Origin of the sequence: Roseibium sp. MMSF_3412 (assembly GCF_030733265.1) — a bacterium.
Classification (GTDB): domain Bacteria; phylum Pseudomonadota; class Alphaproteobacteria; order Rhizobiales; family Stappiaceae; genus Roseibium.
This window is the reverse complement of the sequence record NZ_JASHJI010000008.1, coordinates 77080-90591: the sequence shown is the minus strand read 5'-3', so window position 1 is coordinate 90591 and position 13512 is coordinate 77080. Positions and strand designations below refer to the sequence as shown.

The 13512-nt window shown below is 58.7% G+C and carries 11 protein-coding genes; 7 read left to right on the top strand and 4 right to left on the bottom strand.

Annotated elements, in window-relative coordinates:
• The first annotated feature begins 86 nt into the window (after window positions 1–86).
• Window positions 87–3344 carry an AsmA-like C-terminal domain-containing protein gene (locus tag RBB49_RS15535; RefSeq protein WP_306143766.1) on the top strand — a complete coding sequence of 1086 codons (3258 nt, stop codon included), beginning with the start codon at window positions 87–89 and terminating at the stop codon, window positions 3342–3344.
• Window positions 3345–3386: 42 nt separating this feature from the next.
• On the opposite strand, the gene tyrS is transcribed toward RBB49_RS15535, so the two are convergent.
• Together tyrS and RBB49_RS15525 are read right to left on the bottom strand one after the other, a co-directional pair.
• A complete protein-coding gene (gene tyrS / locus RBB49_RS15530; RefSeq protein ID WP_306143765.1) occupies window positions 3387–4640 on the bottom strand; it encodes a tyrosine--tRNA ligase in 1254 nt (417 codons plus the stop codon).
• A 153-nt stretch (window positions 4641–4793) separates the two neighbouring features.
• Window positions 4794–5012: a hypothetical protein gene (locus tag RBB49_RS15525; protein WP_306143764.1), complete on the bottom strand. Its 219-nt coding sequence runs from the start codon at window positions 5010–5012 to the stop codon at window positions 4794–4796.
• Window positions 5013–5178: 166 nt separating this feature from the next.
• Here RBB49_RS15525 and RBB49_RS15520 point away from each other — a divergent pair, with 166 nt between their 5' ends.
• The 5 genes from RBB49_RS15520 (at window position 5179) to RBB49_RS15500 (ending at window position 9643) form a co-directional block, all read left to right on the top strand.
• The gene (locus tag RBB49_RS15520; protein ID WP_306143763.1) at window positions 5179–5448 is read left to right on the top strand and encodes a tyrosyl-tRNA synthetase; all 270 of its coding nucleotides are present in this window, start codon (window positions 5179–5181) and stop codon (window positions 5446–5448) included.
• Window positions 5449–5656: 208 nt separating this feature from the next.
• Window positions 5657–6481 (top strand): phosphonate ABC transporter ATP-binding protein, encoded by an 825-nt coding sequence (gene phnC, locus RBB49_RS15515; RefSeq protein ID WP_306143762.1) that lies wholly within the window; start codon window positions 5657–5659, stop codon window positions 6479–6481.
• A 22-nt stretch (window positions 6482–6503) separates the two neighbouring features.
• Window positions 6504–7511 carry a phosphonate ABC transporter substrate-binding protein gene (phnD, locus tag RBB49_RS15510; RefSeq protein ID WP_306143761.1) on the top strand — a complete coding sequence of 336 codons (1008 nt, stop codon included), beginning with the start codon at window positions 6504–6506 and terminating at the stop codon, window positions 7509–7511.
• A 75-nt stretch (window positions 7512–7586) separates the two neighbouring features.
• A complete protein-coding gene (phnE, locus tag RBB49_RS15505) occupies window positions 7587–8495 on the top strand; it encodes a phosphonate ABC transporter, permease protein PhnE (protein ID WP_306143760.1) in 909 nt (302 codons plus the stop codon).
• 101 nt (window positions 8496–8596) lie between these two features.
• Window positions 8597–9643, top strand: coding sequence for a P1 family peptidase (locus tag RBB49_RS15500; RefSeq protein ID WP_306143758.1), 1047 nt, complete (start codon window positions 8597–8599; stop codon window positions 9641–9643).
• 57 nt (window positions 9644–9700) lie between these two features.
• Here the strand turns inward: RBB49_RS15500 and glnA are convergent, their stop codons facing one another.
• Together glnA and RBB49_RS15490 are read right to left on the bottom strand one after the other, a co-directional pair.
• On the bottom strand, window positions 9701–11110 hold the full coding sequence (gene glnA, locus RBB49_RS15495) for a type I glutamate--ammonia ligase (RefSeq protein WP_306143757.1): 1410 nt from the start codon (window positions 11108–11110) through the stop codon (window positions 9701–9703).
• Window positions 11111–11234: 124 nt separating this feature from the next.
• Window positions 11235–11573: a P-II family nitrogen regulator gene (locus tag RBB49_RS15490; protein WP_006934743.1), complete on the bottom strand. Its 339-nt coding sequence runs from the start codon at window positions 11571–11573 to the stop codon at window positions 11235–11237.
• Between the two features lie 363 nt (window positions 11574–11936).
• On the opposite strand from RBB49_RS15490, the gene RBB49_RS15485 reads away from it, so the two are divergent.
• Window positions 11937–13490, top strand: a complete 1554-nt coding sequence (locus RBB49_RS15485; protein WP_306143756.1) for an NAD(P)H-hydrate dehydratase — start codon at window positions 11937–11939, stop codon at window positions 13488–13490.
• Window positions 13491–13512: the final 22 nt, after the last annotated feature.

Here is a 13512-nt window from a genome sequence, read left to right as displayed (position 1 = left end):
ACAGGTGCGCATCTCGGCAGCGCCTGTCGGCTTGCACAAGTCAGGAGAATGGACCGAATTTGTTGGGAAGATCTGGCGGCAGTGACTTGAAGAAAACGGAGCGAAAATCCGTTCGCAGACGCTACTGGCTGGCTGCTCTGGGTCTTTTCGTTTGCGTGGCCGCCGGTCTGGCCGTGCTGTTTGCTTCGGGCCCGGTCCGGATCCCGTTTCTGGGAAGTGTGCTTGCCTCCCAGGGGACGCGCGGTCCGGTGGAACTGGCCGTGCAGCAAGGCAGTGTCGATTTCACGGCACAGGACGGTATCGAAATCATCCTTGAAGGAGCAGCCCTGGAAATCGACGGACCGGCTCCCGTCACAATCCGTTTTCCAAAGCTGGTCGTTCCTCTTGATCCGGATGCGCTGCTTGGCGGCAAGCTCCGGTTTTCGTCTCTGCAACTCACACAGCCGCACGTCAGCGTGGCTCTCAAGGGAGGCCCCGCGAAGCTGCCGGAGATCGGCCCTCTGATGGAAGCGGTCGATCGCTTGAGCGACGTCGTGGATGATCAGTTTGCCCGCCGGGGATTGAGACACGTTTCGATCCGCAACGGAACGTTCGAGCTCACCGGTGCCAAGCCCAGGCGGTTTGACGGGATCGATGCCGACGTTGTGCGCAGCGACCGCCGTGTCATCCGGGCGAACGCGAAGGTGTCGGGCAACGTGTCAACGTGGCGCCTCCAGCTGGTGCGCAGCGCACCGGAAGACGCGTCTGAAAAAAACATCGGAATTGTGGTCAATGGCATTACGCTTGCCGAGTTGCTGGGTCCGGCCACGCTCGACAGGCAAGGCAAGGGTTTCGGACTGCCCGCATCCGCAAAGGTTGAAACGAGGCTTGACGGTGAGGGCAATTTCCTGAACGCCAACGCGGTCGCGCGCGTTCAGAACGGCTGGTTCCAGCTTGGAAAAACACTTGTTGCGTTCGATGATGCCGCGCTTTCGCTGCTCTTCAAGGCGGGACAGGACGCGATTGAAATCACCAAGTCCCATGTGATCCGTGGAAACACGCGGATCTTTTTTTCCGGTCAGGTAGAGCCTGGAGAAGAAGGAAGCAATGCGTGGCAAATCGGTCTGGCATCGGACTTTCCGCAGTTCGGCTCGGCCGATATACGCGAAGCGCCGCAAATGCTGGACGGTGTAAAGATCAGGGCAAGGTTCAATCCGCTCGACCGTTTGATATCGGTGGACCGTTTCATCGCGAAATCCGGAAAAGCGATCGCGCAACTGGTTGCGACCATCGAGATTACAAAAGACGGCCCCTATGTCGCGATCGCCGCTTCCGGCGAGAACATACCCATTGCCATGGCAAAGCAGGTGTGGCCGATCACGCTTGTTCCTCCCGCCCGCAGGTGGGTTGCGGACAACATCAAGGAAGGCCTGATCGAGGACTTCACCTATAGCGCCGCGATCCGTCCCCCGGCGTTCAATCATAGGGACCCTGACGCCGGCTGGTCGGGCGACGACATGCTCATGGACGCCACGTTCAGTGGCGGTGCGGTGACACCGTTTGGAGACCTGCCGCAAGTATCGGGCTTGACCGGTTCCTTAAAGGTGGCGGGCGAAGTGCTGACCGTCCGCTCAGGCGGGGGCGTGGCCGAGACCGCCGCAGGCGGCCAGGTCACGGTGCCGGAGAGTGTCTTTGAAATCTATAATTTGCCGCAGCGGGAGGGAAAGACCGCGAAAGTCGAAGCACAGGTGGAAGGCGGCATTGGCGAACTTGCGGCGGTGGCAAACAGCAATCCATTGAATGTCATCGACCGGGCAGGGCTCAAGACCGGTGGCGAGAGTGGCGAGGGCAGCATTGACGTTGTCGCGCGCTTCCCGCTCGCCAAGGGGATCGGCCTTGACGATGTCCAATGGCGCGTGACCGGGGAACTCGATGACTTCACTGACGAGAATCCGATACTGGGGCGGACAATCGCAAACGCGGATGTTCAGATCGATGCAACGCCGGAACAGGTTGCAATTACGGGAAGCGGCGTTCTCGATGGCCTGAATGCGGATATCGATCTCGTTGTGCCGCTCGGTGAATCCGGCATCGCCAGCAAGCAGGATGTCGTTGTTTCCGTGACTGCAGCGAAGCTTAAGGAGAAAGGCATAGACCTTACCGCCTTCCTTGACGGCGACCTAGTCCTGAGCGTAACGGGCCTGAGCGATGGCCAGGAATTCTCCGTTGATCTGACCAAGTCCACCGTTGTGCTCGAAGCGCTTGGCTGGGAAAAGGCCAGAGGGGTGCCGGCAACAGCAACGTTCAAACTCATCGAGACGGATGAAAAGCAACTGGTGCGGGATTTCAGGCTGACCTCTGAAGGCGCCAGCATTGCCGGATCAATGCAGCTTTCCAAGACCGGAGAGTTGATCGACGCTTCCTTCGGCACGTTCAAACTGCGGCCGGGCGACGACGCCGATGTCGAGATTCAGCGCGCGGCGAACGGCCGCTACGACATCATCTTCTCCGGTTCTGTTTTTGACGGGCGCGGGCTAATTCAGAGCCTGACAAGCCCCGGCGGCAGCCAGGGGGCCGGGGATTTCTCCGAAGGTGCGCGCATCGCTGTCTCGCTCCAGAGCGTGACCGGTTTCAACAAGCAGACACTCAAGGGGGTTTCGGGAAAGGTCGAAACCGGGCCCCAGGGTATTCGAACCGCCGACCTGAGCGGGAAAATCAACGGCCGCTCCGATCTTGAGTTCAAGATCGTTGAACAGGGGGGCAGCCAGCTTGCGACCGGCCAGTTCGCCGATACCGGCGCGACGCTCAAGTTCCTCGACTTCTATGAGCGGATGGAAGGCGGCCGCGGCGTCATCAGTGTTGCCATGGCCGACGAGGACAGCTGGGCCGGCGATTTCAAGGTGCGTTCGCTTAGGATCACCGAAGACCCGGCGATCAAGAGCATCAGGGAACGGGAACAGTCCAACCCGGATCCGGATGCCCGGATTGTCACGGCCAGGACATCGGACGGATCAGCGAATTTCGATACGATGGATATCAACTTCACCCGCGACGGCGACATCATGACGATCCTGCGCGGCGCGCTGCAGGGAAATGTCCTTGGCGGCACTGTCAGTGGAACGGTGAACCTGAAGGAACAGACGCTCAATCTGAGCGGGACATTCGTGCCGATCTACGCTTTGAACAATTTCTTCGCCAAGATACCGATCCTGGGGTTCGCGCTAGGCGGCAACTCAGGCGAAGGCCTGATTGGCGTGACCTATCGTCTGTCCGGGTCGGTGTCCGACCCGGTTCTGTCTGTCAATCCAATCTCGGCGATTGCGCCGGGCATTTTCCGGAAGATGTTCGAGTTCCAGCAGAACTGACGCATCTGGGCCCTGTTCCCAGATCTATTGCCGGTCGATGCGTCAGACCGGTTTCAGCAAAACATGCTTCTTTTTGCCGAGCGAGAGCTTGACGATGCCGTCATCGGACACGTCATCCAAGCCCAGCATGCGCTTGTCGTTCTGCTCGCCCTTGTCGTTGATCTTGACCGCGCCGCCCTTGATGTTCCTGCGCACTTCGCCGTTGGAACTGCAAAGACCGGCCGTGACAAAGGCGGACAGGACGCCGATACCCGCTTCAAGGTCGCTTCTGGATATTTCAACGGTCGGCAGGCCTTCGGCGGACTGGCCTTCTTCAAAGGCCCTGCGCGCGGTTTCAGCGGCCTCGTCTGCCTTTTCCCGCCCGTGGATCAGTGCGGTTGCTTCCGTCGCCAGGATCTTCTTGGCGTCGTTGATTTCCGAACCCTGAAGAGCCGCCAGCCGGGCAATCTCGTTCATCGGCAGTACCGTGAAGAGTTTCAGGAAACGCTCGACATCGGCGTCCTCTGTGTTGCGCCAGTATTGCCAGTAGTCATAGGCGGAAAGCTGTTCTTCGTTGAGCCAGACCGCGCCCGCAGCGGTCTTGCCCATCTTCGCGCCGGAGGCCGTCGTCAGCAGGGGCGAGGTGAGGGCGAAAGCTTCCGTCTCCGCCAGTCTGCGGACGAGGTCGGTGCCGGAAAGAATGTTGCCCCACTGGTCCGACCCGCCCATCTGGAGGCGGCAGCCAGTGCGCCGGTAGAGCTCAAGGTAGTCGTAGCCCTGGAGCAGCATGTAGTTGAATTCAAGGAACGAGAGATGCTGCTCTCGTTCCAGACGCAGGCGGACCGAGTCGCGCTGGATCATCTGGTTGACCGAAAAATGACGGCCGATGTCGCGCAGAAAATCGACGTAGTTCAACTTCAAGAGCCAGTCGGCATTGTCGAGCATGATGGCGTCGCCGGGCCCGTCGCCGAAACGCAGCAGCTTTTCGAACACTTTCCGGATACCGGCCTTGTTTTCCTCGATCGCCGCTTCCGTAAGGATTTTCCGGCTTTCGTCCTTTCCCGACGGATCTCCGACGCGGGTTGTGCCTCCACCCATCAGGGCAATGGGCCGGTGACCCGTTTGCTGGAACCAGTGCAGCATCATGATGGGGACGAGCGATCCGGCATGCAGGCTGGGTGCCGTGCAATCGAACCCGATATAGGCCGTAACCGTTTCCCTGGCGCATAGTTCATCGAGACCCTTTGCATCGGATATCTGATGAATGAAGCCTCGTTCGGAGAGAACGTTCAGGAAATCCGATTTGAATTCGCTCATTGTGTCGTCCGTACCAGTCAGTCTTGCGGTCTGTTTCTTCTGCGGACGTGCTCTAGCGCGAGACCGGTGCGTTGTAAATTGCACGGGTCAGAAAAATCCGATTGGAAACGGTTCGGGTTTTGCCAAGGCAGCAGACGGCCGCACTGGCCGAGGTCAGTTCGCAGGCGAGGCCGGTTCACGGACCCTGATACAGACGTATTTCAGTTCTCCCTGTTCCCAGGCAATGCGCATCTGTTCGGAAAGGGTGCGGGGAACGGCTTCGTCCAGGACGGCCTGGCATTCGGCCTCGGAGACGAACGTGCCCTCGTCCAGGACAGGCCAGACATTCGGCCCTGAAAGCATCTGGATGGAAACCGCCAATATCACCCACATTTCTTCATTCCTGCATTGGTTTTCGTTGCCGACTATACCGGTAATTTCGAGAAATTATACGAATGTGACCTTACGTGATGGTGATCACAGCGACCTGAGAGAGACGGTCCTATCTTGGGTGCATCAGGAAAGAGACACAGTTGAACACCAGTTGAGAGGACCCGTTATGTTTCGTAAAATTGCCATCGCAGCCGTTACAGTCGCAACAATTGCCACCGCCGCCGTCGCCGTTGCCCCGACCGAGGCACACGCCGGGAACCGGGCCGGTGCAGTCGCTGCCGGTGCGATCATCGGTCTTGCAACTGGTGCCATCATTGCCTCGCAGGCACAGCGCCGTCATTACCATCCCGTGCGTTGCCACAACCAGCCGGTGCGCCGCTGGAGCCCCTACTACGGCCGTTATGTGGTCGTCGGATATCGTCAGGTTTGCTACTAAGACCGGCTGATAACCCAACCTCATCAACGAAGGCCTCCTGTTTTGGAGGCCTTTCGTTTTGCTTTTTCCCACGGTTGTCTCAGCGAGTGCCGGTGCCCTCAAAGTTCATTTTTCAACCATTCCGTACCCTAGTTTCGTCAATCTGACACATATCCTTCATCTCTATCGGCGTTCCATTTGCTAACACCCTGTCAATGCGGGGGTGGCGATGAACGCGATCGAAATTGACAAGTTATCGAAGACCTATCTTGGCGGAACGCGAGCGCTCGACAAGGTGAGCGTAGATGTTGCCGAAGGTGAATTCGTCGCGCTTATCGGTGCGTCAGGGTCAGGCAAATCAACTCTGATCCGGCATGTCAGCGGGTTGATTGCAGGCGACAAGGAACCCGGCTGCTGCAGCATTACCGTGACTGGTAAGAAGGTTCAGGACGGAGGCAAGATCGCAAAGAGCATCGCTTCCACTAGAACCGGTGTTGGCGTGGTGTTCCAACAGTTCAATCTCGTTCCCCGGCTCAGTGTTCTCATGAATGTCCTGGCGGGTCTGCTGGGCCGGGTTCCGACATGGCGTGGCATGCTTGGGCTTTTTACGGCTGAGGAGAAACAGCTCGCGATGCGAGCACTTCATCGGGTCGGGATCGATCAGACAGCGCGTCAGCGCGCTGCCACACTGTCAGGGGGACAGCAGCAGCGTGCGGCGATTGCTCGAACGCTGGTTCAGGGGGCGAACATCATCCTGGCCGATGAGCCGATCGCGTCCCTGGATCCAGCCTCCGCCAAGCGTGTCATGAGCATCCTTTCGCGGATCAATGAAGAGGATGGAACGACGATCCTGGTTTCGTTGCACCAGGTCGAATACGCCCGACGGTACTGCAAGCGCACGATTGCGATGCGCGCGGGGCAGATCGTGTTCGACGGTCCGAGCCATGCACTGACGACACAGTTTCTGCGCGAGATCTATGGCGAGGCGAGCGAGGAACTCGTTCTGCCGGATGCCGACGACTTCGGGACCGAGCCAATGTCGGCAACGGCCTGATACACCCCCTGGGAGACATGACATGAAGTTTTTTGCGCGTATTGCAGCGTCTGCAGCCATCATGGCTGGCCTTGCCTCTCCGGCTCTGGCTGACCGTGAAAATCCGGAAGAATTGTTCTTTGGCATCCTGTCGACTGAATCCAGTTCAGCGCAACGGGAAAAATGGGGTCCTTTCCTCGAGGCGATGGAAGCTTCGCTCGGTATGCCGGTCAAGCCCTTCTTTGCCGCAGACTATGCAGGTGTCATCGAGGGCTTGCGCTTCGACATGGTCGATGTCGTCTGGTACGGCAACAAGTCGGCAATGGTTGCTGTCGACCGTGCCGGTGCGGAGATTTTCGCGCAGACGACGGAAGCAACCGGCGATCGCGGCTATTGGTCGGTCATGATTACCCACAAAGAATCCGGTCTGACATATGAAGACGTCATGAAATGCGGCAAGGACCTCGATTTCGGGATCGGCGATCCGAATTCGACATCCGGGTTCCTGGTTCCCTCCACCTTTGTTTTCGCAAAGGAAGGCGTGAACCCGAAGGACTGCTTCAAGACTGTCCGCAACGCTAACCACGAGACCAACCTGATTTCGGTTGCAACAAAACAGGTTGACGCCGCGGTCGCTTCCTCGACAGGCATGTATTCGCGTCTCAAGAATGCCAAGCCGGAGCTGTTTGCCGAACTGAAGGAAATCTGGCGCTCGCCGCTGATCGCCTCCGACCCGATGGCGTGGCGCCCGGAACTGGACAGCGAGATCAAGTCGAAGATCATGTACTTCTTCATGACCTACGGCCGTCAGGGAACCGACGAGGAAGTCGCTCAAGCGCGTGAAAACCTTGCCCTGATCGATATGGGACCTTTCATTCCCTCGTCCAATGCACAGCTGTGGCCATTTTACGAAATGGACCAGATCCGTCAGCGCATGTCCATCGAAGGTGACGACACCTATTCCGACGACGAACGGACCAAGAAGATCGTGGAAATCAACGCCAAGATCGAGGAAATCCGCGCCGCGGCCGCTGCCCGTCCGCGCAAGTAACGCAATCTGAATAGCGATCGGCGCGAGAACTCACAGCTCTTGCATCGTTTTCGTCCCTCCCACGGAAGCAGTCCCATGCCGAGCAATGTCGATCTGATCAACAAAGCCGAGCCTGAACTCCAGGTTCCCGGCCGCGAAACGCAGGAAAAAGTATTCGATGTTCTGATCTGGGGCGGGCTACTCGTCATGCTGGTCTGGAGTTTCAGGCCCGCAGACATGCATCGGCTGGGTGAGGTTCTGACCGGCGGCGGCAACATGGCGCTCCTGTTGAAGGACTTTCTGGAGCCGAATTTCCGTTATTGGCACAGTTACTTCGATCTCATGCTCGAAACGGTCCAGATGGCCGTGTGGGGCTCGTTCCTGTCTGTTGCGCTGGCGATCCCGTTTGGCCTGTTGTCGTCGTCCAACATCGCCCCTTTTTGGATCGTATTCCCGGTCCGGCGTTTGATGGATGCCTTCCGCGCGATCAACGAACTGGTTTTCGCACTGATTTTTGTTGCTGCTGTTGGCCTCGGCCCGCTCGCTGGGGTGCTGGCGCTCACGATCCATACAACAGGGACGCTCGCGAAGCTCTTTTCCGAGGCGGTCGAAGCGATCGATCCGCGTCCCGTAGAAGGCATCAAGGCGACCGGTGCTCCAGTCATTCAGGAAATCATCTACGGTGTGGTTCCCCAGGTTCTGCCGCTCTGGATTTCCTATTCGCTTTACAGGTTCGAGGCCAATGTCCGGTCCGCAACCGTTCTTGGCATCGTTGGAGCGGGCGGGATCGGAATGTCACTGTCGGAGTCGCTGCGCGGTTTCGACTATTCGGCAGGAGCTGCAATCCTGCTCATCATCCTGGTAACCGTCTCACTGCTTGACGTGTTCGGGTCGCTGCTACGCAAGGTCGTGATCGACGGAACCGATCACGGACGTTTTGCGGCCTATTTTCTGTTTCTCGCGCTGCTTGTCATCGGCCTTGAGGTCCTACTGGCCAGGACCTGAAGCGTGGTTTCATTGATGGCCGCCACGTTCCGGTGTTGTCTACCGGCAGACAATCACTTTCTATGAGAGGCGATCGATTCTCGTAGAACGGAAACTTCTCCATGTCGTCGCATTCAATTTCGCCAGCGCGTGCCCACGGCCTTGTGTGCGGCGACCTGCAGCCCGGGGCCGCCAACCGGATTACCGACGTGGCCGGTGTGACGGTCGGACACCAAACGGTGCGGCAAGGAAGCTTCAGAACCGGGTTCACGGCCGTTTTGCCGCATCCGGGAAATCTTTTCCTGGAAAAGCTGCCGGCCGGCGTTGATGTCATCAACGGCTTCGGCAAGAGCGCCGGCCTCATTCAGGTTGAGGAACTCGGAACGCTCGAGACACCTATCCTCTTGACCAACACATTCGCCGTGGGAACGGGTATCAATGCGTTGATCAGACGTGAACTTTCGATAAACCCCGACATTGATCGCTCCGGCGGCACGGTCAATCCGGTCGTCATGGAATGCAATGACGGGTATCTGAGTGATATCAACTCGATGGTTCTGAGCGAAACGGACGCCTTTGCCGCGCTTGACGCAGCCTCCGACGATTTCGATCAGGGCAGTGCCGGTGCCGGGACAGGCATCAGTGCGTTCGGATTCAAGGGCGGCATAGGGTCCGCGTCGCGCGTTTTTGAACTTGGCCGGAGAAATTTCACCCTCGGTGCCCTTGTGCAGGCGAATTTCGGAAAACCGGGTGACCTCATTCTCCCGGACGGGCGCAAACCTCAACCGCCGGCTGGCGGCCAGATCGTTGAGCGAGGCTCGGTGATCGTCGTCCTGGCGACCGATGTGCCCCTGGAAAGCCGCCAACTGAAGCGGGTCGCAAGACGCGCTGCCGCAGGTCTTGGCCGGCTCGGTGCCTTCTACGGCAATGGCAGTGGAGATATTGCCCTGGCATTCTCCACAGCGCAGCGGCTGCCTCACACAAACGACAGCGACTTCATCGCGCGCGATGTTCTGCAGGAGGATAAAATCGATCTCCTGTTCAAGGCGGCGGCCGAAACAACGCAGGAAGCGGTCCTGAATGCCATGATCGCATCTCCTGCAATGCAGGGCTTCAAGGGACGCAGCCGTCCCTCGCTGGCGGACTGGCTGGAAAATCAAGCGGGCTGAAAAACAAAAAACCCCGGCCTTCCGGCCGGGGTTTCGTGTCGAAAAGAGCGGGTGCTCTTAGACGGAGTAGTACATGTCGAATTCGACCGGGTGCGGCGTCATTTCGAAACGTTCGACTTCTTCCATCTTCAGTTCGATGTAGGCGTCGATCTGGTCGTCGTCGAACACACCACCGGACTTCAGGAACTCGCGGTCTGCATCGAGGCTCTCGAGAGCTTCACGCAGCGAGCCGCAAACCGTCGGGATCTCGGCCAGTTCCTCTGCCGGCAGGTCGTAGAGGTTCTTGTCCATTGCGTCGCCCGGATGGATCTTGTTCTTGATGCCGTCGAGGCCAGCCATCAGCAGAGCGGAGAAGCAGAGGTACGGGTTTGCCGTCGGATCCGGGAAACGGACCTCGATGCGTTTCGCCTTCGGGGAAGACGTGAACGGAATGCGGCAGGACGCGGACCGGTTACGCGAGGAGTAAGCCAGCAGAACCGGTGCTTCGTAACCCGGGACCAGACGCTTGTAGGAGTTGGTGGACGGGTTGGTGAAAGCGTTCAGGGCTTTCGCGTGCTTCAGGACACCGCCGATGTAGTAAAGGCAGGTCTCGGACAGGTCGGCATACTGGTTGCCGGCAAAGACCGGGTCGCCGTCTTTCCAGATCGACTGGTGGCAGTGCATGCCCGTGCCGTTGTCGCCGAAAACCGGCTTCGGCATGAAGGTGGACGTCTTGCCGTAAGCGTGTGCGACCTGGTGAACAACATACTTGTAGACCTGCATGTTGTCTGCGCAGCGGGTGAGAGTGTCGAACTTCATGCCGAGTTCGTGCTGAGCAGCGGCCACTTCGTGGTGGTGCTTTTCAGTCGGCACGCCCATTTCACCCATGACGGAGAGCATCTCGGAACGGATGTCCTGTGCGCTGTCAACCGGCGGAACCGGGAAGTAGCCGCCCTTGGTGCGCGGACGGTGACCGAGGTTGCCGGTCTCGTACTCGGAGCCCATGTTGGAGGGCAGTTCGGAGCTGTCCAGGACGAAGCCCGTGTTGTACGGGTCGGCGGTGAAGCGGACGTCGTCGAACATGAAGAATTCAGCTTCCGGGCCGAAATAGATGGTGTCGCCAAAGCCGCCGGACTTGACGTAGGCTTCAGCCTTCTTGGCGGTCATGCGCGGATCGCGGTTGTAGCCTTCACCGGTGATCGGGTCGATGATGTCGCAGAAAATCGCCATGGTGGACTGCGCGAAGAACGGGTCCATGTGCACTGTTTCCGGATCGAGGATCAGCATCATGTCGGACTCGTTGATGGCCTTCCAGCCAGCGATGGACGAGCCATCGAATGCTGCGCCTTCTGCAAACATGTCTTCGTCGACAAGAGCAGCGTCCATGGTGACGTGCTGCATTTTTCCGCGCGGGTCGGTAAAGCGCAGGTCGACGAATTTCACGTCCTTTTCCTGAATTTCCTTAAGGACGTCAGCGGCAGTGGTCATTATGTCCATCCCTTTGATTATCTTGTGAACGGTGGGTTTGGGTCCGGGCCTTCAGAGGCTTCCATTTATCTCTGTTTGACAAGGCCGGAGTTCGGTTTACCGGCGGATGCCGGAATTCGGTGGGTCAGATGGCGTCGATACCGGACTCGCCGGTACGGATGCGAACAGCTTCCTCAATATTCGAAACGAAAATCTTGCCGTCGCCGATGCGCCCTGTTTGCGCAGCCGAACGGATGGCGTCAACTGCTTTTTCGACCATGTCGTCACCGAGGACGATTTCAACTTTCACCTTCGGGAGAAAATCGACGACATATTCGGCGCCTCTGTAAAGCTCCGTATGGCCCTTCTGGCGGCCGAAACCTTTTGCCTCGGTCACGGTGATGCCCTGAAGGCCAACTTCCTGCAAGGCCTCTTTGACCTCATCGAGCTTGAAGGGCTTAATGATCGCTTCGATCTTTTTCATCACCTTGTTTCTCTCTCCAATTACATGCCGGAAATGTCGGCAGGCTCGTTTTTGGCCGATGACTTGAAGGCAAGCGCTCCCGTGCACCGGCGAATACCGATGCCAGTGCCTAAGCACGATGTGTGCCAACCGGGCGTTGTCCCTGTCGTCAAAATGGAAATCCGGGAAAACCGCCAAGAAAAGCGGCAATTCGGGTTGCGCGGGGCGAGGAACCTCTTGTGTATCAGCAGTTTGCTGATCAAAAAATAGGCTAAATGATTAAATCATGTGCAACTGATCGGTTGCTTGTCATCGGGCGGATGAAATTCCATAAAAAGATGACCGGGCCGTCTGGCCCATTCCGGCGTGGAGATTGCGTTTGTCATGACATCAGAAAGTGGAAAAGCGGCTGCGGTTCTGCTGACGCCGGAAGAGATGGGCCGCGCGGACCGGCTGACCATCGAAGGTGGCGTGCCCGGGATAGATCTGATGGAGCGGGCAGGGCAAGCGGTTGCAAGAACGGCGGCCGAGTTGCTGCCTGCCGGTGCAAAAATCCTGGTGATTTGTGGACCTGGCAACAACGGGGGGGACGGCTTTATCGCCGCGCGTTGCCTGGCCATGTCGGGTCACTGTGTCAGTCTTTGCCTGTTGAAGCCGCCGGACACGCTCAAGGGTGACGCGCTGGAGGCGTTCGCACGCATGAATTCGAACATGCGCAACACGATTTCATACGTGTCGACCGGCGATGGTGTTTCAAATGACCTTCTGGACGATCTCGGGTCTGCCGATCTTGTTGTCGATGCCCTGTTCGGGGCCGGGCTGGACCGCCCCCTGTCCGGAGCTGTTCTCGATCTTGTCGGCAGGATCAATCGTTCCGCTGTTCCCGTGGTCGCCGTCGATCTTCCCTCCGGCCTGAGTGGGGCCACCGGCGCAGTTCTGGGTGAGGCGCTCAAGTCGCGGGCGACCGTCACATTCTTCAGGAAAAAGCCCGGACACGTTCTCTTTCCCGGCCGTGGTCTGTGCGGGTCGACAAAGGTTGCGGATATCGGTATCGAACCGGCAACGCTTGGCGAGATCGATCCGAAAACATTTGAAAACGGTCCGGATCTCTGGATCGACGCGTGGCCGATGCCGTCTGTGAACGGGCACAAATATTCCAAGGGCCACGCCGTGGTGTTCGGCGGTCCAATGTCCGCGACCGGCGCTGCCCGGCTGTCGGCGGGTGCCGCGCTCAGGGTGGGAGCAGGGCTTGTGACCCTGGCATCGCCACCCGATGCCCTGATGGTTAATGCGAGCCACTTGACGGCAGTGATGCTGAAAAAGGTGGCAGATGCGGAGGCCATCGCGGACTTTCTCGCCGATGAGCGGCTGAATGCTCTCCTCATAGGGCCGGGATTCGGCGTCGGACCGCAGACGCAAGATGTCGTCGGGCAGCTTTTGAAGACCGGGCGTGCCCTGGTGCTGGATGCCGACGCCCTGACCAGCTTTGCGGAAAAGCCCGAACACCTGTTCGAACAGATAGGCGGATCTTCCGCACCGGTTGTGCTGACGCCGCATGAAGGCGAATTTTCCCGCCTGTTTCCGGAATTTGAGGGCGACAAGCTTTTGCGGGCACGGCAAGGGGCGGTTCTTTCCGGAGCCACGGTCGTTCTGAAAGGGCCGGATACGGTGATCGCATCGCCGGATGGGCGCGCTGCGATCAACGCGAACGCGCCGCCGTGGCTGGCAACGGCCGGGTCCGGCGACGTTCTTGCCGGCATTGTTACGGGTCTGCTCGCTCAGGGCGTGCCTGCGTTCGAGGCTGCGTGTCAGGCTGTCTGGCTTCACGGTGAGGCAGCCAGAAAGATGGGGCCCGGGCTTATCGCGGAGGATCTGGGTGCAGCGCTCAGGCCGGCCATTGCCTGGCTTGTGGACAAGCGCGGCGCAGGATTGCGATGAAGCCATCTTTTTCCTTTGACGG